Source organism: Micromonospora sp. M61, assembly GCF_018070245.1.
GTDB lineage: Bacteria > Actinomycetota > Actinomycetes > Mycobacteriales > Micromonosporaceae > Micromonospora > Micromonospora zamorensis.
This window is the reverse complement of record NZ_JAGPYA010000003.1, coordinates 88,624-108,474: the sequence shown is the minus strand read 5'-3', so window position 1 is coordinate 108,474 and position 19,851 is coordinate 88,624. Positions and strand designations below refer to the sequence as shown.

21 protein-coding genes are annotated in these 19,851 nt (G+C 72.9%); 12 read left to right on the top strand and 9 right to left on the bottom strand.

All coding sequences use genetic code 11. The annotated features are described in order from the left end of the window. Nucleotides 1-13: 13 nt before the first annotated feature. From KBX34_RS02775 to KBX34_RS02760, 4 genes are read right to left on the bottom strand one after another with little or no spacing between them, the layout of a single operon-like run. Nucleotides 14-718 (bottom strand): SIS domain-containing protein, encoded by a 705-nt coding sequence (locus KBX34_RS02775; protein WP_088951612.1) that lies wholly within the window; start codon nucleotides 716-718, stop codon nucleotides 14-16. Further along, nucleotides 715-1,932: a glycosyltransferase gene (locus tag KBX34_RS02770; protein WP_210923077.1), complete on the bottom strand. Its 1,218-nt coding sequence runs from the start codon at nucleotides 1,930-1,932 to the stop codon at nucleotides 715-717. Before KBX34_RS02770 ends, KBX34_RS02775 begins: the two co-directional genes overlap by 4 nt. Next, a complete protein-coding gene (locus KBX34_RS02765) occupies nucleotides 1,917-2,891 on the bottom strand; it encodes a glycosyltransferase (protein ID WP_088947329.1) in 975 nt (324 codons plus the stop codon). The genes KBX34_RS02770 and KBX34_RS02765 overlap by 16 nt, the downstream gene beginning before the upstream one ends. Further along, entirely contained in the window at nucleotides 2,888-4,579 is a 1,692-nt protein-coding gene (locus KBX34_RS02760; protein WP_210923075.1) for an HAD-IIIA family hydrolase, read from the bottom strand. The genes KBX34_RS02765 and KBX34_RS02760 overlap by 4 nt, the downstream gene beginning before the upstream one ends. A 154-nt stretch (nucleotides 4,580-4,733) precedes the next feature. On the opposite strand from KBX34_RS02760, the gene KBX34_RS02755 reads away from it, so the two are divergent. From KBX34_RS02755 to KBX34_RS02745, 3 genes are all read left to right on the top strand, one after another. Beyond that, nucleotides 4,734-5,180 (top strand): SRPBCC family protein, encoded by a 447-nt coding sequence (locus KBX34_RS02755; RefSeq protein WP_088947327.1) that lies wholly within the window; start codon nucleotides 4,734-4,736, stop codon nucleotides 5,178-5,180. Next, nucleotides 5,177-6,178 (top strand): SDR family oxidoreductase, encoded by a 1,002-nt coding sequence (locus tag KBX34_RS02750; RefSeq protein ID WP_210923073.1) that lies wholly within the window; start codon nucleotides 5,177-5,179, stop codon nucleotides 6,176-6,178. Before KBX34_RS02755 ends, KBX34_RS02750 begins: the two co-directional genes overlap by 4 nt. Nucleotides 6,179-6,366: 188 nt before the next feature. Then, nucleotides 6,367-7,134 carry a polyprenol monophosphomannose synthase gene (locus KBX34_RS02745; protein ID WP_210923072.1) on the top strand — a complete coding sequence of 256 codons (768 nt, stop codon included), beginning with the start codon at nucleotides 6,367-6,369 and terminating at the stop codon, nucleotides 7,132-7,134. Between the two features lie 48 nt (nucleotides 7,135-7,182). Here the strand turns inward: KBX34_RS02745 and KBX34_RS02740 are convergent, their stop codons facing one another. Beyond that, nucleotides 7,183-8,790: an NAD(P)/FAD-dependent oxidoreductase gene (locus KBX34_RS02740; RefSeq protein ID WP_210923070.1), complete on the bottom strand. Its 1,608-nt coding sequence runs from the start codon at nucleotides 8,788-8,790 to the stop codon at nucleotides 7,183-7,185. Nucleotides 8,791-8,862: 72 nt separating this feature from the next. Between KBX34_RS02740 and KBX34_RS02735 the strand changes: the two genes are divergently transcribed. Continuing rightward, nucleotides 8,863-10,296, top strand: coding sequence for an aldehyde dehydrogenase (locus tag KBX34_RS02735; RefSeq protein WP_210923068.1), 1,434 nt, complete (start codon nucleotides 8,863-8,865; stop codon nucleotides 10,294-10,296). A gap of 54 nt (nucleotides 10,297-10,350) precedes the next feature. Here the strand turns inward: KBX34_RS02735 and KBX34_RS02730 are convergent, their stop codons facing one another. After that, nucleotides 10,351-10,752 (bottom strand): ChaB family protein, encoded by a 402-nt coding sequence (locus tag KBX34_RS02730; RefSeq protein WP_099852103.1) that lies wholly within the window; start codon nucleotides 10,750-10,752, stop codon nucleotides 10,351-10,353. Between the two features lie 176 nt (nucleotides 10,753-10,928). On the opposite strand from KBX34_RS02730, the gene KBX34_RS02725 reads away from it, so the two are divergent. The 4 genes from KBX34_RS02725 to KBX34_RS02710 all read left to right on the top strand — a co-directional run bounded on the left by KBX34_RS02725 (nucleotide 10,929) and on the right by KBX34_RS02710 (nucleotide 13,331). After that, nucleotides 10,929-11,915: a YihY/virulence factor BrkB family protein gene (locus KBX34_RS02725; protein ID WP_210793111.1), complete on the top strand. Its 987-nt coding sequence runs from the start codon at nucleotides 10,929-10,931 to the stop codon at nucleotides 11,913-11,915. A gap of 99 nt (nucleotides 11,916-12,014) precedes the next feature. Beyond that, the gene (locus KBX34_RS02720; protein ID WP_210793112.1) at nucleotides 12,015-12,431 is read left to right on the top strand and encodes a DUF2795 domain-containing protein; all 417 of its coding nucleotides are present in this window, start codon (nucleotides 12,015-12,017) and stop codon (nucleotides 12,429-12,431) included. Nucleotides 12,432-12,483: 52 nt separating this feature from the next. Then, nucleotides 12,484-12,945 carry an SRPBCC family protein gene (locus KBX34_RS02715; protein WP_088947319.1) on the top strand — a complete coding sequence of 154 codons (462 nt, stop codon included), beginning with the start codon at nucleotides 12,484-12,486 and terminating at the stop codon, nucleotides 12,943-12,945. Between the two features lie 122 nt (nucleotides 12,946-13,067). Then, nucleotides 13,068-13,331 (top strand): hypothetical protein, encoded by a 264-nt coding sequence (locus KBX34_RS02710; protein ID WP_088947318.1) that lies wholly within the window; start codon nucleotides 13,068-13,070, stop codon nucleotides 13,329-13,331. Here the strand turns inward: KBX34_RS02710 and KBX34_RS02705 are convergent. Further along, nucleotides 13,286-14,575, bottom strand: coding sequence for a sugar MFS transporter (locus KBX34_RS02705; protein WP_210923066.1), 1,290 nt, complete (start codon nucleotides 14,573-14,575; stop codon nucleotides 13,286-13,288). The genes KBX34_RS02710 and KBX34_RS02705 overlap by 46 nt on opposite strands. Nucleotides 14,576-14,733: 158 nt before the next feature. Here KBX34_RS02705 and KBX34_RS02700 point away from each other — a divergent pair, with 158 nt between their 5' ends. After that, the gene (locus tag KBX34_RS02700) at nucleotides 14,734-14,943 is read left to right on the top strand and encodes a hypothetical protein (protein WP_088947316.1); all 210 of its coding nucleotides are present in this window, start codon (nucleotides 14,734-14,736) and stop codon (nucleotides 14,941-14,943) included. On the opposite strand, the gene KBX34_RS02695 is transcribed toward KBX34_RS02700, so the two are convergent. Then, entirely contained in the window at nucleotides 14,940-15,389 is a 450-nt protein-coding gene (locus tag KBX34_RS02695) for a hypothetical protein (protein WP_210923064.1), read from the bottom strand. The genes KBX34_RS02700 and KBX34_RS02695 overlap by 4 nt on opposite strands. A gap of 162 nt (nucleotides 15,390-15,551) precedes the next feature. Between KBX34_RS02695 and KBX34_RS02690 the strand changes: the two genes are divergently transcribed. Further along, a complete protein-coding gene (locus KBX34_RS02690; protein ID WP_088951611.1) occupies nucleotides 15,552-15,905 on the top strand; it encodes a DUF6401 family natural product biosynthesis protein in 354 nt (117 codons plus the stop codon). Between the two features lie 68 nt (nucleotides 15,906-15,973). Here the strand turns inward: KBX34_RS02690 and KBX34_RS02685 are convergent, their stop codons facing one another. Next, the gene (locus KBX34_RS02685) at nucleotides 15,974-16,783 is read right to left on the bottom strand and encodes a hypothetical protein (protein ID WP_099852092.1); all 810 of its coding nucleotides are present in this window, start codon (nucleotides 16,781-16,783) and stop codon (nucleotides 15,974-15,976) included. A 198-nt stretch (nucleotides 16,784-16,981) separates the two neighbouring features. On the opposite strand from KBX34_RS02685, the gene KBX34_RS02680 reads away from it, so the two are divergent. Both KBX34_RS02680 and KBX34_RS02675 read left to right on the top strand, forming a co-directional pair. Beyond that, the gene (locus tag KBX34_RS02680) at nucleotides 16,982-19,120 is read left to right on the top strand and encodes a SpoIIE family protein phosphatase (RefSeq protein WP_210793116.1); all 2,139 of its coding nucleotides are present in this window, start codon (nucleotides 16,982-16,984) and stop codon (nucleotides 19,118-19,120) included. A 25-nt stretch (nucleotides 19,121-19,145) separates the two neighbouring features. Then, complete coding sequence (locus KBX34_RS02675) at nucleotides 19,146-19,823, top strand: HAD family hydrolase (RefSeq protein ID WP_088947312.1); 678 nt, start codon at nucleotides 19,146-19,148, stop codon at nucleotides 19,821-19,823. Nucleotides 19,824-19,851 lie beyond the last annotated feature (28 nt).

Genomic DNA, 19,851 nt, shown 5'->3' with positions numbered 1-19,851 from the left:
TGCCTCCTCATCCTCACGCGTCGACCTGCTGTCCGGTCCCACCGTCGAGCACCACTTCGACCCCGGTACGCACCGACCGGGCCGGCGGAGCGGGCTCGGTCGGGTCGTGGTGGACCGCCGCCGGGTCGGCGACCGCGGCCAGGGCGGCGGGCAGTTCCTGTTCGAGGTACTCACAGAGCAGGTGGCTGGTCACGAGGTGCAGTTCCTGGACGACCTGGGTGTCGGGGGACGCGACAGCCAGCACCTCGTCACAGGCGTCGGCGAGGGGATTGGGCGTCGCCCCGGTGAGCGCCCAGCTCGTCAGGCCGGCCTCCCGGGCGGCCAGCGCGGCGGTGATCAGGTTGGCGCTGCTGCCGCTGGTGCTCAGCAGCAGCAGGACGTCACCGGGACGACCATGCGCGCGCACCTGGCGGGCGTAGACGTCGGTGTAGCCGTAGTCGTTGGCGATGGCGGTGAGCGCGCTCGTCTCGGCGTGCAGCGCGATCGCGGACAACGGCTGCCGGTCGTGGTGCAGCTTGCCGACCAGCTCGGCGGTGAGGTGCTGGGCCTCGGCGGCACTACCGCCGTTGCCGGCGACCAGCAGACGACCCCCGCCGGCCAGCCGGTGGGCCAGGTCCGCACCCCAGCGGGCCAGCTGCGACTCACACCGCCGGTACGAGACCAGCGCCGCGGCGAGGTTCGTCAGGTGGGTGTCGAGCAGGCTTCCCGCCGGCATCAGGCCACCACCCGGGTCGGGCGACGCACGGCGGCCACCTCGCTGTAGACCTCGACCAGCCGCTCGGCGGTGGCCGCCCACGAGTACCGCGTCCGGGCCCGCTCGCGCGCCGCCGTCGCGTACGCGAAGCGCCTGATCCGGTCGTCGAGCAACCCCTGGATCGCGGCGGCCAGCGCCTGCGGGTCCCGCGCCGGCACGAGGTCACCGGTCGTCCCGTCGACGACGGTGTCCCGGATGCCGCCGACGGCGGTGCCGACAACCGGCACCCCACAGGCCATCGCCTCCAGCGGGGTCAACCCGAACGGCTCGTACCAGGGCGCGGCGACCAGCAGGTCCGCCGAGCGGTACCAGCGGCCCATCTCCTCCCGGGGCACCGCGCCGACCAGGTGCACCCGGTCGGCCACCCCGCACGACTCGGCCAGTGCCCGAAGCCGCCGGGCGTACGTGTCGGTCTCCAGCAGCCCCTCGGGCGGGCCGCCGACCACCACGCACTCGGCGTCCGGGACCAGGGCCATCGCACGGACCACGGTCTGGAAGCCCTTGCGTTCGACCAGTCGACCCACGGTCAGGATCCGGGCCCGACCCGACTCGCGGTCGGCGGCCGGCCCGAGCGGGGCGAACGTGGCGAGGTTGACTCCGGAGGGCACGACGGTCATCCGGGACCGGGGCACGCCCATCCGGACCAGTTCGCCCACCTCGTCACGGCACTGGGCGACGATCCGGTCCACCGAGCGGCCCAGCTCGCGCTCGTAGGACACCCGGCGGGCCGGGCTGGTGTCCTGCACGCCCTGGTAGCGGCGCTTCACAGTGCCCAACGCGTGGTACGTCTGCACCACCGGCACCCCGGTCTGCCGGCCGGCGGTCAACGCCGCCAGGCCGCTCATCCAGAAGTGCGCGTGGATCACCTCGGGCACCCAGTCCCCGCCCCGCCAGCGCTCGATCAGCCAGGCACTGAACTCCCGCATGTGCGGCAGCAGCGCGTCCTTGGCCACCGGCTCGGCCGGCCCGGCGGAGACGTGCACCACGTCGTACCCGTCCGGGCTTCGGACGGTCACCGGCAGGTCCGGCGCGTCCCGCCGGGTGTAGACCCGTACCTCGTGCCCGGCGGCGGCGAGCGCGGCGGACAGCTCCGCGACGTGCGTGTTCTGGCCGCCGGCGTCCTCCCCTCCGAGGACGGCGAGCGGGCTGGCGTGCTCCGAGATCATCGCGATCCGCATACTTCCTCCTCCAGCAGCCGGTCCCAGTCAGCGAGGAAACGGTCGAGGCCGTACCTGTCGCGTGCGGCCGTTCGCGCCGCCGCGCCGGCCTGGCGCGCGGTCGCCGGTTCGGCGATGAACCGGCGGGCGGCGTCGAGCAGGGTGTCCGTCCGGGTGGCGAGGGCGCCCGCCTCCGGGGGTACCGCCATCACCGCCTCGGTGGTGGCGAGCGCGACGACCGGCATGCCGATCGCCATCGCCTCGATGAGGCTGAGCCCGAGCGAGGTCCACCGGCACAGGTGCAGGTACGCGCGCCGCCGGGCCAGCTCGGCGTGCATCCGGTGCTGGGGTACGTCGTCGTGGCTGGTAAGCCGGTCGGCGGGCAGCCCGAGGTGGTCGGCCAGGCCGGCGACGCCCATGCCGAAGACGTCCAGCGGCGCGATCTCGGCGAACTGGGGCAGCAGGTCGGTGCCCGTGACCCGTCCTCGCCGGATCGGCTCGTTGATCACCACGGCGAGCCGGTCGAGTTCGCCGGTGTAGGAGACGGTGGGGGCGACGATGCCGTGGTCGACCACTGTGGTGCGGGTGGCACCGGTGTCCCAGAAGATCTGGTTGAACCCGGTGACGTGGGCGATGAGCAGGTCGTCGCGGTCGGCCATGGGGTGCCGTGTGTTGGGCACGTCGCCCTTCGGGGTGTTGTGTTCGACGTAGATCGCCGGGAGGTCGCGGCCGGGGCGGCGGCGCAGCCACGCCTCGGCCCGGTCGATCTCCTCCGGCCGTTGCAGGATGACCAGGTCGATGTCGGCGCCCGGCAGGTCCTCCGGGGCGACCTCGACCGCACTGTCCGGCCAGGGGTAGGTGCGGGCCCGGCCGAGGCCGTAGGGGCCGCGGTCGGGTGTGGTGGGGATCAGGTAGCGATGGCTGCCGTGCACGAACGACGTGGTCCACGAGCCGTGCACGTGCCAGAGCAGGATGTTCATCGGCCGCCACCACCACTGACGGCGAGCATCCGCAGCGCGTCGACCACCTCGTCCGGGTCGATGCCACTGAGGCAGGGGTGCCCGGGGACCGGGCAGCTGGCGGCACGGGTGTCCCGGCAGGGCGCGGCGGCGTCGCCGAGCCGAACGGTGGGCACCCGGTACGGCCCCCACTGACCGAACGGGACGGTCGGCGCGAAGAGACTCACCACCGGCACTCCGCTCGCGGCGGCCAGGTGCGCGGGCCCGGTGTTGCCGACCACTACCGCGCTGGCGTCCGCCACGATCCCGGCCAGCCCGGCCAGGTCGGTTCGCCCACCCAGGTCGGTGCCGCCGGCCGCCGCGACCCGGGCGGTGACGTCACGCTCGTCGGAGCTGCCGGTGACCAGCACCCGGTGCCCGGCGGCGGTCAGCGCCCCGGCGATCCGGGTCGCCACCTCGGGCGGGCAGGCCCGGCTCGACGCGGCCGAGCCGGGGTGCAGCACCACGTACCCCGGGTCGCCGAGGTCGGCCGGGCGCGGCGGCACGGCGTCCCGTCGGAGCCGGAGCACAGGTTCGTCGCCGTCGGGCAGCCGGTGACCGGCGGCGACGGCGAGGGAGAGGGCACGTTCCGGTTCGGGGACGCCCACCGGCACCCGGTGCCGGACGTCCAGCAGCGAGCCCGGGTAGTCGTCGCTGATCGCCGCGATCCGGCCGACACCCGCCATCCGCAGCAGCAGCGCCAGCGGCAGGGCGGACTGGTGGAACGAGGTGAACACCACCGCCTGGTCCGCGCCGATGGCGCTGAGGCGGGCGGTGAGGCTCCGCACCGCCTCCGGGTCGACCGGCCCCGGCGTGGGGTCGATCCAGGGCAGCGGATGCTCGATGATCTCGTCGACGCCGGGCAGCAGGTCGGCGGCGGCGCGGCCACGCGGCCCGCACAGCAGCACCACCCGCTGTGCCCCCGCCGCGACGGCACGGATCGCCGGCCCGGTGACCAGCACGTCCCCGGCCGAGTCCGACCGGACCACGAGCGCCGTGCGCACCGGGTCACCGGTCGGGGTCGCCGGTCGTACGGCCTGTTGGCGGCGCAGGATCTCGTCCACCGCCGCCGGCAGGTCGGTGGCCACCCACCCGGCGGCCGCGATCTCCTCCGGTCGGGTCACCGGGGTCGGCACCAGCACCCCTGCCGCCCCCGCAGCCAGGGCGGCACCGACGTCCCGGCCGATGTCGCCCACCAGCACACACCTCGACGCGGTGGTGCCCAGTTCCCGAGCGGCGGCGTACACAAGGCCGGGCGCCGGCTTGCGGCAGCCGCAGCCGTCGGCGTCGTCGTGCGGGCAGACCAGCCACGCGTCGAACCGACCCAGCAACTCCTCGACGCGGGCGTGCACCGCCCGCATCTGCTCCCCGGTGAAGTAGCCCCGGGCCAGCCCCGACTGGTTCGTCACGACCGCCAGGCGCAGCCCGGCCGCCCGCAGCCGGTCCAGCGCCGCCCGCGCCCCCGGCACCGGCCGCACCTTCTCCGGGTCGCCGTTGTACGGCACGTCCTCGATCAGGGTGCCGTCGCGGTCCAGCAGCACCGCGTCGTACAGGACGGGTCGGGGGCTTCCGATAGTTGTGCGACTGGACCCGGCGGAACCGGCGCGGTCAGCAGCGGCGTAAACCGGGGCTGACCTGCGCTGATACGGATCCTCCTGGTCCTGTCGCACAGCCGGCGGGTTCCCTGCGCCCCGAGGAGTAAACGTCGTCGTCGAGGGGGTGGGCCAGCGCCGCCAGCGGTGCCCCGCGTCGGCCTTACCCGCCGTGCCGGAGAAGCTAACCCGCCGGCCGTTAGCCGGTGCCTGCCGGGGGTATGAAAGCCCAGTGGCGATTGTGGAGAAAGTGATCGACGCTCCCCCGCAGCAGGTGTTCGACGTGCTCGCCGACGGGTGGACGTACAGCGACTGGGTGGTCGGGACGACACACGTACGCGACGTGGACGACGCCTGGCCCCGGGTGGGCAGCCAACTGCACCACAAGGCCGGGCCGTGGCCGTTCTCCCTGCAGGACGCGTCGACGGTGCTGGTCTGCGAACCACCGCACCGGCTCGTGCTCAAGGCCGGTCTCTGGCCGGCCGGGGAGGCGATCGTGGCCTTCACGCTGCAGCCGGTCGGCGACAACGCCACCCGGGTACGCCTCGGGGAGGACTTCGCCGCCGGCCCGCTGCGCTGGGTCCGCAACAAGGTCAACGATCTGGTGCTGCACCTGCGTAACCGGGAGACGCTGGACCGGCTCGCCGACATCGCCACCCGGCAGAAGGCGTCCCCGTGACGCAGACCGTGGTGGTGACCGGGGCGAGCGCCGGTGTCGGTCGGGCCGTCGCCCATGCGTACGCGGACCGGGGCGCCCGGCTGGCGCTGCTGGCGCGGGGCGAGGCGGGCCTTGCCGCCGCCGAGCGGGAGTGCCGGCTCCGGGGTGCGACCGACGTGCGCGCGTACCGGGTCGACGTGGCCGACGCGGGCGCGGTGCAGCAGGCCGCCGACGACGTGGTGCACCGGTGGGGCGGCATCGACGTGTGGGTCAACAACGCCATGGCGTCGGTGTTCGCGCCGGCCTGGGAGATCCCGGCCCGCGAGTTCCGCCGGGTCACCGAGGTCACCTACCTGGGCACGGTGCACGGCACCCTGGCGGCGCTGCGGCACATGCGGGCGCACGGGCGGGGCACGATCGTGCAGGTGGGCTCCGCGTTGGCCTACCGGGGGATCCCGTTGCAGTCGGCGTACTGCGCCAGCAAGCACGCCGTCCAGGGTTTCAACGACTCGTTACGCGCCGAGCTGCTGCACGACTGCCCGGGGGTGAAGCTGTCGATGGTGCAGCTGCCCGCCGTCAACACGCCACAGTTCTCCTGGGTCCGCACCCGGCTGCCCCGGCATCCGCAGCCGGTGCCGCCGATCTTCACGCCGGAGTTGGCCGCCCGGGCCATCGTGTGGGCCGCCGACCGTGGCACCAGGGAGCTGAACGTGGGCGGCCCGACGTGGCGGGCCCGGCTGGGCGACATCCTGTTCCCCGGCCTGCTGGACCGGAAGTTGGCCCGCGACGGTTACGACAGCCAGCAGACCGGGGAGAAGATCGACCCGGCCACCTGGCGGGACAATCTCGACCATCCCGGCGACGAGGACACGGACCAGGGCACCGCGGGCGTGTTCCACGACCGGGCACGCGACCGCTCGGCCGCGCTCTGGGTGGGCACCCACAAACCGGCCCTGTCCGGTGTCGCGCTCGCCGCTGCGGGACTGACCCTCGCGGCCGTGGCGCGTCGCTGGCGCTGACCGACCCCGGAAACGCTGGCCGGCCCTCTCGGGCGCTGAGCTGGCAACGCCGCGACCGGCGAATCGATGGGCGGACAACGGCCGGGCGGCGCCATCCGCAACGCCCGGAAGGGGTGCCTCTTCAAACCGAATGTGCCAACTGGATACCCTCTTCGGTAAGCCCTGTCCGCGAACCGAGGATGTCCCGCATGATCGAGCCTGTGCAGCTGCCGTCGCCGTGGCAGGACGCACGTCTGACCGTCGTCGTGCCCACCTACAACGAGGCGGGCAACCTGCCCACGCTGGTGGAGCGACTTCTCGCACTGCCGCTGCCTGGTCTGCGCATCCTCGTCGCCGACGACAACTCCCCCGACGGCACCGGCGACGTGGCCGACAAGCTGGCCATCGAGCATCCGGACCGGATCGAGGTCGTGCACCGCGCCGGCAAGGAGGGCCTCGGCCGCGCGTACGTCGACGGGATGGGACGGGCGATCGAGGGCGGCGCCGAGTACGTGGCGCAGATGGACGCCGACCTGTCGCACCCGCCGGAGGCTCTGCCGGGCATGCTGGGCGCGCTGCTCTCCACCCAGGCCAGCGTGGTGATCGGCTCCCGCTACGTGCCCGGTGGCGAGCTGGACGAGAACTGGCCGTTGTACCGCCGGGCCCTCAGCGGCTGGGCGAACCTCTACGTGCACACCCTGCTGCGGGTGCGCATCCGGGACCTGACCGCTGGCTTCAAGGTCTGGCGTGCCGACGCGCTGCGCGACATCGACCTGAACCGGGTGCAGTCCAACGGATACAGCTTCCAGGTGGAGATGCACTACCTCGCCACCAAGCTGGGGCACACCATCCTGGAGGTGCCGATCCGCTTCGAGGAGCGGCAGGAAGGCCTCTCCAAGATGACCACCGCGACCAAGGTGGAGAGCGCCCTGATGCCGTTCCGCCTGCGCAGCAAGCACCGCAACATCACCCGCTGACCCCCCATCCCCACCTCGGGGAGGCTGTGGGCGGGGTCCGGGCGGGGGTTAGTCGGGATAGACGGCGCGGTGGGCCGTCGCGATGGCCGCGGCGTAGGCACGCCCGGTGAGGGCGCGGTCGCGGGCCAACGCCGCGCGGGCGGCGTTCGCACCGGGAGCGCCGTGCACGCCGCCGCCGGGATGCGCTGACGCGCTGGCCAGGAAGAGCCGGTCCACCGGAGTGTCCGCCCGGCCCAGGCCGGGGATCGGACGCAGGAAGAGCTGTTGGTACGCGGCAGCGGTGCCGCCGCCGAGGGTGCCGCCGACCAGGCTCGGGTTTCCCTTCTCCAGCTCGGCCGGCCCGGCCACGTGCCGGCCGACGATGAGCTGCTTGAAACCCGGGGCCGCCTCCTCCAGCACGTCCTCCATGCGCTGCACGTGCCCGGCGACGTCCTCGGCCCGCCAGTCCCGGCGGAACGGCAGATGGGTGTACGACCAGAGCGACTCGGTGCCCGGCGGGGAGTGACTCCGGTCGGCCACGGACATCTGCCCGACCAGCAGAAACGGGTCCCGGGGCAGTTCACCTCGGGCCAGCTCGCCCGCGTAGTGGGTCAGCCCGTTCAGGTCCGCGCCAAGGTGCACGGTGCCGGCCCCGGCCAGCTGCTGGTTCGTCCAGGGCATCGGCGCGGACAGCGCCCAGTCGACCTTGAGTGTCGAACCGTCCCAGCGGAAGTGCGCCAGGTCCTCCACCAGCCGCGACGGCAACGCTGCCGCGCCGACGAGGTCGAGGTAGAGCGCTGGCGCCGGCACGTCGGCGAGCACGGCCCGGCGAGCACGCCACAGCGTGCCGCCCCGCGTGCGTACGCCCATCGCCCGGCCCCGGGCGGTGAGCACCCGGTCGACGTGGGCGCCGTAGAGGATCGCGCCGCCGCGCTGTTGCAGCCGCGCCACCAGCGCGTTGGTGATCTGCTGCGCGCCGCCGGCGGGCACCGGCCAGCCGACCTGCTGGCCGAGCATGGCCAGCAACCAGCCGTACACCCCGGAGCCGGCCTCCTCCGGGGACAGGTCGGTGTGCAGGGCGCAGCCGGCCAGCAGGGCCGGCCCGCCGGGGCCGTCGAAGAGTTCGTCGCCGAGCTTGCGCACCGGCACCACGAGGCGCCGGGCCAGCCGCAGCGCGCCGGCGACGCGCAACTGACGCAGTAGACCGAGCCCTCCGCGGACCGGCGGGAACGGCGTGGTGATGGTCTCCAGCATCGGCTCGGCCACGTCGAGCCAGTCGGTGTACGCGTTGAGCCAGCGCTTGCCGTCACCCGGGGCGAACTGCTCCAGCGAGGCGGCTGTGACGTCCGGGTCCCGGTTGATCACCGCGGCCCGGCCGTCCGGCAGCAGGTGCGCCAGCACGTCGGGCGAGTGCCGCCAGGACAGCCCCTGCTGACCCAGGTCCAGGCCGGCGAGCACCGGTGAGGCGTACCCGAGGGGGTAGAAGGAGCTGTAGAGGTCGCTCAGATAGCCGGGCGCGGTCACCTCGGCGGAGCGGACCGCGCCGCCGGGTGTCGCGGTGGCCTCCAGCACCACCACCTCCCAGCCGGCGTCCGCCAGCAGGTTCGCCGCCACCAGGCCGTTGTGACCGGCACCGATGACGACGGCGTCCGCGCTCTGCGCGACGGTGGTAGTCATCCGATCCGCCTACCCTGCGCGCAACCGGGCGAAACGCGTTTGCCTCGGCGAGGCCGGGGCATCCAGCGCCGCATGTACACGGTTGCGCAGTTGGTGGGTGGGGTGTGGGGCGCTGGCGGCGACGGCGGTGAACTGGTGGTGCGTGACCCGGCGGACGACTCGCCGGTCAGCACCGTGCCGGTGGCCACCGCCGACGAGGTCGGCAAGGCGACCCAGGCGGCCCGCAACGCGGCGGCCCAGTGGGCGGCGACCGCTCCGGCCGAGCGGGCGGCGGCGCTGCACCGGGCCGCGGACGCGGTCGCGGCGGCCACCGAGGAGCTGGCGGAGGCGGTCACCGCGGAGATGGGCAAGCCGTTGGCGGACGCCCGCGGCGGCGTCGAGGCGGGCGTCGGCACCCTGCGACAGTACGCGGAGCTGGCCCCGCTGCGCGGCGGGCGGACGCTGAACGGCGAAGCCGACGCGCTGGACTTCCTCACCCCGCAGCCGCGCGGTGTGGTCGCCGCGATCACCCCCTGGAACGACCCGGTTGCGGTCTCCTGTGGGCTGCTCGGCGCGGCCCTGGTGACCGGAAACGTGGTGCTGTACAAGCCGAGCGAACGGACGCCGGCGACGGGTTGGCTGCTGGCGCGTGCGCTGGACCAGGCGCTGCCGGCCGGTGTGCTGTCACTGCTCACCGGTGGCCCGGAGGTCGGTGCGGCGCTGGCGGCGCAGGACGTCGACGTGGTGGCTCACGTCGGGTCCACCGCGACCGGGCGGGCGATCGCCGCCGCCGCGGCCCGCACCGGCGCCAAGGTGCTCCTGGAGAACGGGGGCAGCGACCCGTTGATCGTCGACGCGGGCGTCGACCCGGAGTGGGCGGCCGGTCAGGCCGCGATGGGCGCGTTCGCCAACGCCGGGCAGATCTGTGTGGCGGTGGAGCGGATCTACGTGCACCGGGAGGTAGCCGGGGACTTCGTGGCCGCGCTCGCGCGTCACGCCGAGGCGCTGCGCGTCGGGCCGGGTCGGGACCCGGGCACCGAGCTGGGCCCGCTGGTCGACCGACGGCACCGCGACCACGTGCACGGGCAGGTAGCGGCGGCGGTTGCGGCCGGCGCTCGGGCGCTGGTCGGCGGCGAGGTGCCGGACGGGCCGGGGGCGTTCTACCCGGCCACTGTGGTCACGGACTGCCGGCACGACATGCCGCTGGTGCGGGAGGAGACGTTCGGGCCGGTCGCGCCGGTGGTGGTCGTCGACTCGTTCGACGAGGCGCTGCGCTGTGCCGCGGACTCCCCGTACGGGTTGGCCGCCACGGTGCTGACCGCGTCGATGAGTCACGCGCAGCGGGCCTGGCGCGAGCTGCCGGTGGGCACTGTGAAGGTCAACGCGGTGTTCGGGGGCGCGCCGGGTGGCGCCGCGCACCCGCGCCGGGCCAGTGGGCAGGGCTTCGGGTACGGCCCGGAACTGCTGGACGAGTTCACCGCCACGAAGGCGGTGCACATCGAGGCGCCGGGCGGCGGGCACTGGTGAACGGCACGGACGGACGCAGGGGTGGTGCGTCCGCCCGTGCCGTCGTCTGTGCGGTCAGTCGCCGCGAGCCTTGCGGGTGGCCCGGTCGTTGGCCTTCTCGATGGCCTTGACCAGGTCCGGCTTGGTCATGCTGGACCGACCGGGTACGTCCAGTTTGCGGGCCACCGACATCAGGTGGTCCTTGGTGGCGTTGGCGTCCACCCCACCGGCGGTGGGTGCTCGCCGTTCCGGCCCGCCGCCAGCGGCCTGCTGGTCGCTCGGGCCCTTGCGGCCCTTCGGCTCCCAGTGGTCGCCCACCTTCTCGAACTGGTGCTTCACCGCAGCGAAGGCGGTGCGGTGCGACCGCTGCCCCTCGCCGTAGGTCTCTACCGCCGAGTCGTGCGTCTTCTCCCACGTGCGCTGCGCCTTCTCCGGGGAGCGCCGCAGCGTGCTGGGCAGGTCTTCGCGCCCGGGCATCTCGTCCTCCTCCGTGTCGACAGGGTCACCATGACCGTTCCCCGGTGCCGCGGCGGCAAACCATAGGCGCTACTGGCGGGGCGCCGGGTGAGTTTCTCGATTTCCCGATCCGGGTATCGGGGGCCAGGCCCGACCGGACGACCGGTCATCCGGTGGCCGGGGCGCAGGGAGCGGGCATGACGACCACGGAGCCCGGTACGACGCGCGAGGGCGCACACGGCACGCGGGTTCCCCGCCGGATGCGGCAGCTGAGCTGGCGGACCTGGCGCGGGGTGCTGGTCCGCAGCGTGCAGAACTTCGTCAACGACAACTGCTCGGACTGGGCCGCCGCACTGACCTACTACGGGGTCCTGGCGGTCTTTCCGTCCGCCATCGTGATCGTGGCCCTGGTCGGTCTGGTCTCCAGCGGCGAGCAGACCGTCGACACCATCGTCGAGCTGGCCGGTCAGGTGGGCGCCGGGTCGGTGCTCAGCGACGACGAGGACGGCGTGGTCGGGGTGATCCGCACGGTGGTGCTCGACCAGAGCAACCCCAAGCTGCTGCTGAGCTTCGGCCTGCTCGGTGCGCTGTGGTCCGCGTCGGGTTTCATCGGCGCGTTCACCCGGGCCTCCAACGCCATCTACGGGGTGGACGAGGGCCGGCCGGTCTGGAAGCTGCGGCCGTTGCAGATCGGTCTGGCCGCGATCACCCTGGTGCTGCTCGCGGTGGTCGCCCTCGGGTTGATCGTGAGCGGCCCGGTCACCGACGCGGTCGGCGATCTGATCAACGCCGGTGGTCTGGCGCGCACGGTGTGGAGCGTGGCGAAGTGGCCGGTGCTCGCCATGATCATGATGTCGCTGCTGTCGCTGCTGTTCTGGATCGCGCCGAACGTGCGTCAGCCCCGGTTCCGCTGGCTCACCCCGGGTGGGGCGGTGGCACTGGTCTCCTGGGCGGTGGCCTCCTTCGGTTTCGGCCTCTACGTGACCAACTTCAGCTCGTACGACACCACCTACGGCAGTCTCGGGGCCGCCATCGCGTTCCTGGTCTGGCTCTACCTGTCCAATTCCGCGCTGATGCTGGGCGTGCAGATCAACGCCGAGGTGCAGCGCGGTCGGCAGTTGCAGGCCGGCGACCAGGACCCGGAGGAGCCGGTGCTACCGCCCCGAAAGCCCGCCGACGACTGAGCCGGTTCGGGACCGGTCGTCCGGTTCTGGGCCGGACCATGGGCCCGTTCGTGGCCCGGTGCCGGTTTAGCGGGCGGGGTGCCGGGTAGCGCAGAAGGCATGGAGCGTGGCAACAGCAAGCACGGACCGAGGATCGACGAACAGATGAGCCAGGAGGTCAGCGGCCTCGTGCAGGGGCCGGGGACCGGTGGCTCTCGGGTCGATGAGGCGCGGGTGCCGGAACCGGCTGGCGAGGACCAGCCGGAGGTCACCACCGCGCCGGCCGGCGAGACACGCACGGGCGCCCCGAAGGGGATGAGCTCCACGGACGTCGAGCAGCGCAGCCGGCTCGGCCGGTTCATCTCGATGAGCGCGCTGCCGGGCGACCGCCTGGTGCTCATTGCCAGCGCCCGGGAGAACGAGGCGCCCGACGACATCGTGGCGGCGCTGGAACGGCTGCCCGAGGGCACCGTCTACCAGACGGTCTCCGAGGTGTGGGCCGCGCTCGGCAACAAGAACGAGACAACTCGCTGGTGAGAAGGATCGCCCCCCGATCCGACAACCATTGGCGACTGAAGGAGGTTCTCTGATGAGTGGCGTAACCGAACATGTCGACGTTGCCGTGCCCGTACGCACCGCGTACGACCAGTGGACGCAGTTCGAGGAGTTCCCGCAGTTCATGGAGGGCGTGCAGGAGGTCCGGCAGCTCTCCGACACGATGACCCACTGGACGGTGGACATCGCCGGGGTGAAGCGTGAGTTCGACGCCGAGATCACCGAGCAGCTCCCCGACGAGCGGGTCGCCTGGCGCTCGACCGGTGGCACCCAGCAGGCCGGTGTGGTGACCTTCCACCGGCTCGACGAGGACAAGACCCGCGTCACCCTCCAGCTCGAGTTCGAGCCGCACGGGGTGGTCGAGCAGGCCGGTGACAAGCTCGGCATCGTCGACCGGCGCGCCAAGGGCGACCTGGAGCGGTTCAAGACCTTCATCGAGCGGCGCGGTCAGGAGACCGGCGCCTGGCGTGGGTCGGTGGACCGTCCCCAGCCGTGACCCTGAGCAGTGACCCTGAGCAGTGACAGCGATGGCCGCCAGAATCCTGGCGGCCATCGCCGTGTCCGAGCCTTGTCGCACACCACCGTTTGCGATCATCGCGCCCGGGTACGGCTGAAGACATGACCGACGACAACATCAGGGTGTGGCGGGACGAGGAACGGCTTCCGTTGGAAGAGCTGGAGCAGGCCGTGGCCGGCTCCAGCATCGACGGGCAGGCCGACGACGTGACCGGCAACGACGCGGGGGAAGAGGCGACGTTCGGCCACGGGCCGGCAGCGGACGACCGTAAGGGACAGGCCCAGGGCAACAGCCGCGAGGACACCGATCCGGAGCGCCGCTACCGCCCGTCCACCACCGGACGGACCGGCCCCGACGTCGGCTGACCCTCCCCGCCGGTCTGCACGGGCACCGGGTGTGCGGTGGGCCGGCCGGTCGAGCGACGAGCGCCCCACTCGTACAGCACGATCAACGCCAGCGCGAGCACCAGCAGGGCCGAGCCCAGCACCTGCACCGACGTGTTGCCGATCAGGACACCGAGGCCGGCCGGGACGAGCGCGGCGCCGATGCCGGACGCGCCGATCTGGAGCCCGATGGCCCGGTCCGCGTGCGCCGCGCCGACCCGGTCGGCGGTGGTGAGGGTGAGCAGTGGGAACACCGGCGCGGCGGCGAACCCGACCACGACCAGGCCGGCCACCGCCAGCACGGCCGGCCCGGGAACGGCGATCAGCAACGCGCCCACGGCCATCCCGGCCAGGCTGGCGCGCAACACCAGGCCGGCCCCCAACCGCTCGGCCACCACCCCCTGCACGACCCGGCCGACGAAGAGGCTGCCCCAGTACGCGGAGACGCAGCCGCCGGCCACCGCGGCGCTCAGCCCACGCCCCTCGGTGAGCAGCAGGAACGCCCAGAGGCCGGCGGACACCTCGATGGCCACGTACAGCGCGAAGGCGACCGTCCCCGACCAGACCGCCGGCAGTCGCAGCGTCGCCCGGACCGGAAGCCGGACGATCGCCGGAGTCTCGGCGGGTGTGGCGTCGGCCGCCTCCGTGCTGGCAGGTACGCGACGTTGCCAGGCTCGCACGGTGAGCGCGAAGGCGATGGCGAGGAGGATCTGGGCTCCGGCCACGATGCCGTAACCCCAGCGCCAGGCCAGGCCGCCGCTCAGCACCGCGGTCATGATCAGCGGACCGATCGCCACGCCCAGGCCGAAGAAGGCGTGCAGCCAGTTCATGTGGCGCGGCCCGAAGGCCCCGGCGGCGTACGCGTTGAGCCCGGAGTCGACCGCGCCGGACCCGAGACCGAGCAGCAGCGCACAGCCCACCAGCACGGCCAGCACGGGGCTCACGGAATAGCCGGTCAGCGCCAGGCTGGCCAGCAGGGTGCTCCCGGCGAGCAGCGCGCCCACGCCGACCCGGGCCAGTGTGAACCCGGCCAGGACGCTGGAGGTGAGATAGCCGACGGTGCCGGCGGTCAGCACCCACCCGACCGCCTCGGTCGGGACACCGAAGTCGCCCCGGATCGATGGCCAGGCGACGCCGAGCAGGCCGTCGGGCAGGCCGAGGCTGACGAACGCGAGGTAGGCCAGCAGGAGCAGCGAGGCACGGGGCCGCGGAGGCGTGGTGGACACGAGACACCATCCTGCCGCAGGGGCACCTTAACGCCGTCGGCACCCGAGCGCCCCCGGCGCAAAGAAGTCGTGTCCGGACGGTCGAGAAAACGGACAGCTCATCCAGAATCGGCCGATCGGAGGACGGCAACCCGGCGTGTTCGCGTAAGAATTTCGGGATGCATCAAGGCTCCGGAATCCTCTCCACGCGTCAGCGCCGGCTCGCCTGGCTCGGCTTCATGCTCGCCGCGCTGCAGGCACCCGTGTCCGCCTGGCTCGTCGCTGACGAGTCGTGGCTGTTCAGCCTCTGCGTCGCGTTGATGGTGGCCATCGTGATCATCGCTGACGACGCGGCGCGGCGACGCCCCGCCAACGCGACCGGCGATTAGCCCCCGGTGACCGGTCGGGCCTCGTGCCCCGGCCGGCCCCGACTGCGGCGGCGCTCCTTCATCTCCGCCTCGTAGAGGTGGCGTCGCCCGCCCACCAGCTCGTCACGGGCCTGTTGGTCCACCTCGCGGAACAGCGCGTGGTAGCCGTCGTCGAAGTCCTCGACGACCTGGAACGTCCACCGCCCGGCGATGACGTTACGACCCAGCAACTCGGTGTCGATCCGCTCGGCGAGCTGCTGATGCCCGGCGGCGCGAAACTGCTCCACCGCGTCGTCGAGCATCAGGTCGGCGTGCCCGATCAACTGGTGCAGGGAGTACAGGTGCCCCCGGGCCCGCTCCACACACTCCAGCGCCTCGCTGAGCTTGCCGAGCGCGGCGACCGTCTCGTCGCTCACCCCCGGTGGCCGCTGGTGCTGCTCGTCCGGTCCGTCCGCCTGCTGTCCCATCCGTGCCTCCGTGCCGTGTCCCGTGATCCGTGGGTGTTCTCCTGCTGCCCCGTCTGTGCCAGATCAACCCCCGCGGTCAGCACTGGTCGCCCCAGTGGCGCAGCCGACATCCGCCGAGCGGCCGAGGTCGACCCGGTCACCGGTCGGTTAGCCTCGGTCACCATGCGTGTGCCGTTCAACCGGGTCGCCTCCCGTACCGCCGTCGACTCGGCGCGGTCCACCCTGGCCGCCCTCACCGTCTCCATCGGCACTGTCGGGCTGACCGCCGCCGCGGCGCGACCGGGGCTGCTGGCCCTCGTCGACCAGCACGCGGCCGCCGTCCGGGACAGCCTCGACGGGGACCGTCAACCGCTGACCGCCGCGGCGCTCGCCGGCTATGCCGAGGGGGTCCGCGAGGCTGCCCTGGAGCACGGGTGGACGCCGCCGGGTGGGCCGGTCGACTGGAGCGAGCCGGAATGGCTGCTCACCCGACTGCTCGCGGTCTGCGCGATGGCCCGCTCGCTCGACGGGGCCTGACGCGCGCGGGGAGGGCACCCCGCGCCGTACGCGGAACACCCTCCCCACCGCCGTACCGTTACGAACCCTTACGAGCGGTACTGCTGGGCTTCGTCCACCCGAGGCATCGCCTGGGTGCGGTCGCCCCCGCGGTCGGCCATCTGCCGCTCCACGTCGCTCCGTCCGGCCGCCGTGGCCTGACGCTGCTGCTGCACCGCCCGGGCCTCCTGGGCGGCCCGGTCCAGCCAGCCGTCCCAGCGCTTCTGCATCGGCTTCACGAGGCCGCCACCGACGCCGACGATCAGGATGCCAGCCACAGTGGCGAGCACCGCGATCAGCACCGGAGTGGTCACCGTGGTGGCGATACCCACCTGGTTCAGCGCGGCGATCACGCCGAGAGCGATGATGAAGATCGCCGTCAGGTCGGCCAGGACCTTGCCGTACGAGAGCCCGCCCAGCGCCCCGGTGACCAGATCCCGGACAGCGTTGGCGATCGCAGCCGCCACCACCACGATGACGATCGCGATGAACGCACGTGGCAGCCAGGACACCACGCCGCTGATCAGGTCACTGATCGCGTTGGGCCCCCAGACTCCGAAGGCGAACTGCAGCGTGAACAGCAGTACGGCGTAGTACGCCAGTCTGGCCAGAATGTCGCTGGCGTCGTACTTCGTTCTCTCCAGGGCCCGTTTGATGCCGCCACGTTCGACGGCCTGGTCGAAGTGCACCCGTTCCAGCACCGTATCCACGATCTTGAGGACGGCTCTGGCGATGAGCCAGCCGACCACGAGGATGACGATGAAGGCCACTGCCTTCGGGATGAAGAGCAGCACCGACCTCCAGGTGTCGGCGATGGCATCGCCGATGTCGGCCTGCCGGACCGCGAGGGTTTTCAGCATGATGTCCCTCCTGTCGCATGGACTGCGCCGGGCGCATACCCGGCTACCGGTGCGGCACTCCGCGCAGAGCGCCGCGTTTTTTGCGACAAGCTGCCGAACAGGGGCCCTGAACTGCCCGAACGGCCACCGCGACCTGGGGCGTGACAGCCCACGGCCATGATCGGATGCCTTTTCCGGTCGGCCGACTAGGCTGCGGACATGCCAGGAACGGTCGGGCGAGTCCCCATGCCAGCAACCCCGGGCCCGGGTGCACCCACCGGCTCCGGTGCGGCCGCTGCCGTGCTCGCCCACGACTGGGCCGACACCCCGCTGGGCCCGCCCGAGAGCTGGGACATGGCGATCCGGGTCGTGGTCGAGCTGATCCTCGCCTCGCCGATGCCGATGGCGCTGGCGTACGGCGACGACCTCGTGCTGCTCTACAACGCCGGTTACGCCGAGTTGCTGGGCACCAAGCACCCGAGCGCCCTCGGCCGCCCGGCAGCGGAGGTGTTCGCGGAGATCTGGGCGCTGCCCGGCGTGGGTGAGGTGATCGAGCGCAGCTACCGGCAGGGCGAGCCGTTCCTGGAGAAGGAGTCCACCCTGCCGTTGGTTCGTGGGTATTCCCCGACCGTGGAGCAGGCGGTCTTCACCCGGGGCTACTCGCCGGTGCGCGACAGCGCCGGGCAGATCGTCGGCGTGTTGGCGGTCGCGGCCGAGACCACCCACGTCACCGAGCAGTTGCAGAGCCTCAGCGAGGTGGCTGCGGCGCTCGCCGGCACGCTCACCCTCGACGACGTGGCCCGGGTGGCGCTGCGCTACGCGATCACCACGTTCGACCCCGACCAGGTCTCGTTCGCGGTCGACGAGGGCGGTGGCGGTTGGCGCATGGTGCGCCGGGTCCGTGGCGAGTTGCTGGACGAGGCCGACGAGCGACTTCCCCCGCTCTGGCGACGCGCTCCGGCGGACTGGTCGGCCCCGGTGGTGCAGGCGGCGCGCTCCGGCGGCCCGTCGTTCGTTCGGGACGGGCAACCGCTGCGGGAGACCGCTGTGGACCGCCACGACCAGAAGATCCGCTCGATGGCGGCCCTGCCCCTGGGCACCTCGGTGGTGCGCGGCGGGCTGGCGGTCGGCTACCAGGTCCCGCACACCTGGTCGCCCGCCGAGCGGGCACTGCTGGCCGCCTCGGCCGAGCTGATCGGCCAAGCCGCGGAGCGGGCCCGCCGCTTCGAGACCCAGCACGGCACGGCCCAGTTGTTGCAGCGCAGCATGTTGCCGGAGCACCTGCCAGACCTGCCCCGGCTGCGGATCGCGGCCCGTTACGACCCGGGGGTCGACGGCAACGCGGCCGGCGGCGACTTCTACGACGCGTTCCTGCTGCCCGACGGCACGCTGGGCGTGGTGCTGGGCGACGTCGCCGGGCACGACGTGCAGGCCGCCGCGCGGATGGGGCAGGTCCGGGCCGCGCTGCGCGCGCTGGCCCTGTCCGACCCGGCACCGGACGCGGTGCTGGCCGGGCTGGACCGGCTGGTGACCAGCCTGGGCGTGGAGGCCGGCACCCACGAGCTGTTCGTCACCGTCGTGTTCGGGGTGATCGACGCGGAGCGGCGGCAGCTGACCCTGGCCAGCGCCGGCCACCCCGCCCCGCTCATCCGCCGGGGCGACCCGGAGGGCCGCTCCCACGCCGAGTACGTGGACGTCCCCGCCGGGCCCCCGCTCGGTCTGGGCGGCCGGCCGGGCACCACGACTGTCGAGTTCCGCCCGGGCGACACCCTGCTGCTGTTCAGCGACGGGGTGGTGGAACGTCGCCGGCAGAGCCTGACCGCCGGGCTGACCACCCTCAGTGACGCCGTCGCGAAGGCCGGCAGTGGCGACCCACGCGCCCTCTGCGCGGTGGCCACCGCCGCGGTTCCGGGCGGCACCGAGGACGACGTGGCCGTGCTGGCGGTCGAGCACGCACTCAAGCCGAGTCGCTCGGCGAGCATGGAGGTGCCCGCGGAGCCGACCGCCCCCAGCCGGGTCCGGCACTGGATGACCGGCCAGCTCACCGAGTGGCAGGTGCCCGAGTCGGTGATCGGTGCGGCGGTGCTGTGCACCAGCGAGCTGACGACCAACGCGCTGCTGCACGCCGGCACCGCCGCCCGGGTGGAGATCGACCTCAGCCCCGAGCGGCTGCTGGTCTCGGTCGCCGATTCCGGCACCCGGGGCACCGTGACCCGGGCCCGCACCGACACGTTGAGCAGTCGTGGGCGCGGGCTCGGTCTGATCGAGGAGCTCAGCGACGCCTGGGGCACCGACCCGTCGGTCCGCGGCTCCACGGTCTGGTTCGAGATCCTCACGCCGCCAGCCGCGCATTCCTGAGAGCCCGAAGGGTAGGAGGACGCCCATGCGTACCGACGAGCCCGCCGGAGTCTTCTTCGACGTCGATGGCACCCTGGTAGACACCACCTATTTGCACACCGTGAGCTGGTGGGAGGCACTGCGGCAGACCGATCAGCCGGTGCCGATGGCGATGGTGCACCGGTCGATCGGGATGGGTTCCGACAAACTCCTGGATCACCTGCTCGGCCCGGAGCGGGACCGCGACGCCGACACGAAGCTGCGCGACGCGCACGACACCCTCTATGCCGAGTACTGGGAACGACTCACGCCGCTGCCCGGGGCGGCGGACCTGCTGCGCGCCTGCGCCGAGCGAGGGCTGCGGGTGGTGCTCGCCACCTCCGCCTCGGAGCCCGAGGTCGGCGCGCTCCGTCGGGCACTGGGCGTTGACGACGTGATCGACACTGTCACCTCCTCGGCGGACGCGAAGCAGAGCAAGCCCGCACCGGACATCCTGGTCGCCGCGTTGGAGCAGTCCGGGTTGGCCGCGGAGCGGGTGGTCTTCGTCGGCGACTCGGTGTGGGACGTCGTCGCGGCCGGCAAGTTGAACATCCCCTGCGTGGGGTTGACCTGCGGCGGCACCAGTCGGGGCGAGCTGGCCGGCGCCGGCGCGGTGGCGGTGTACGACGACCCGGCCGCCCTGCTGGGCGAGTTGGCGGACTCGCCGCTCACCCGACCCCGGTGAGGATCACTCGGGTTCACCCACCCGTCCG

Coding starts and splice junctions, on each gene's coding strand:
- KBX34_RS02740 (WP_210923070.1), bottom strand. CDS start 8,790: ATGACTACCACCGTCGCGCAGAGCGCGGACGCCGTCGTCATCGGTGCC.
- KBX34_RS02715 (WP_088947319.1), top strand. CDS start 12,484: ATGAGTGGCGTAACCGAACATGTCGACGTTGCCGTGCCCGTACGCACC.
- KBX34_RS02725 (WP_210793111.1), top strand. CDS start 10,929: ATGACGACCACGGAGCCCGGTACGACGCGCGAGGGCGCACACGGCACG.
- KBX34_RS02695 (WP_210923064.1), bottom strand. CDS start 15,389: ATGGGACAGCAGGCGGACGGACCGGACGAGCAGCACCAGCGGCCACCG.
- KBX34_RS02745 (WP_210923072.1), top strand. CDS start 6,367: ATGATCGAGCCTGTGCAGCTGCCGTCGCCGTGGCAGGACGCACGTCTG.
- KBX34_RS02675 (WP_088947312.1), top strand. CDS start 19,146: ATGCGTACCGACGAGCCCGCCGGAGTCTTCTTCGACGTCGATGGCACC.
- KBX34_RS02710 (WP_088947318.1), top strand. CDS start 13,068: ATGACCGACGACAACATCAGGGTGTGGCGGGACGAGGAACGGCTTCCG.
- KBX34_RS02735 (WP_210923068.1), top strand. CDS start 8,863: ATGTACACGGTTGCGCAGTTGGTGGGTGGGGTGTGGGGCGCTGGCGGC.
- KBX34_RS02680 (WP_210793116.1), top strand. CDS start 16,982: ATGCCAGGAACGGTCGGGCGAGTCCCCATGCCAGCAACCCCGGGCCCG.
- KBX34_RS02770 (WP_210923077.1), bottom strand. CDS start 1,932: ATGCGGATCGCGATGATCTCGGAGCACGCCAGCCCGCTCGCCGTCCTC.
- KBX34_RS02730 (WP_099852103.1), bottom strand. CDS start 10,752: ATGCCCGGGCGCGAAGACCTGCCCAGCACGCTGCGGCGCTCCCCGGAG.
- KBX34_RS02720 (WP_210793112.1), top strand. CDS start 12,015: ATGGAGCGTGGCAACAGCAAGCACGGACCGAGGATCGACGAACAGATG.
- KBX34_RS02700 (WP_088947316.1), top strand. CDS start 14,734: ATGCATCAAGGCTCCGGAATCCTCTCCACGCGTCAGCGCCGGCTCGCC.
- KBX34_RS02685 (WP_099852092.1), bottom strand. CDS start 16,783: ATGCTGAAAACCCTCGCGGTCCGGCAGGCCGACATCGGCGATGCCATC.
- KBX34_RS02765 (WP_088947329.1), bottom strand. CDS start 2,891: ATGAACATCCTGCTCTGGCACGTGCACGGCTCGTGGACCACGTCGTTC.
- KBX34_RS02690 (WP_088951611.1), top strand. CDS start 15,552: ATGCGTGTGCCGTTCAACCGGGTCGCCTCCCGTACCGCCGTCGACTCG.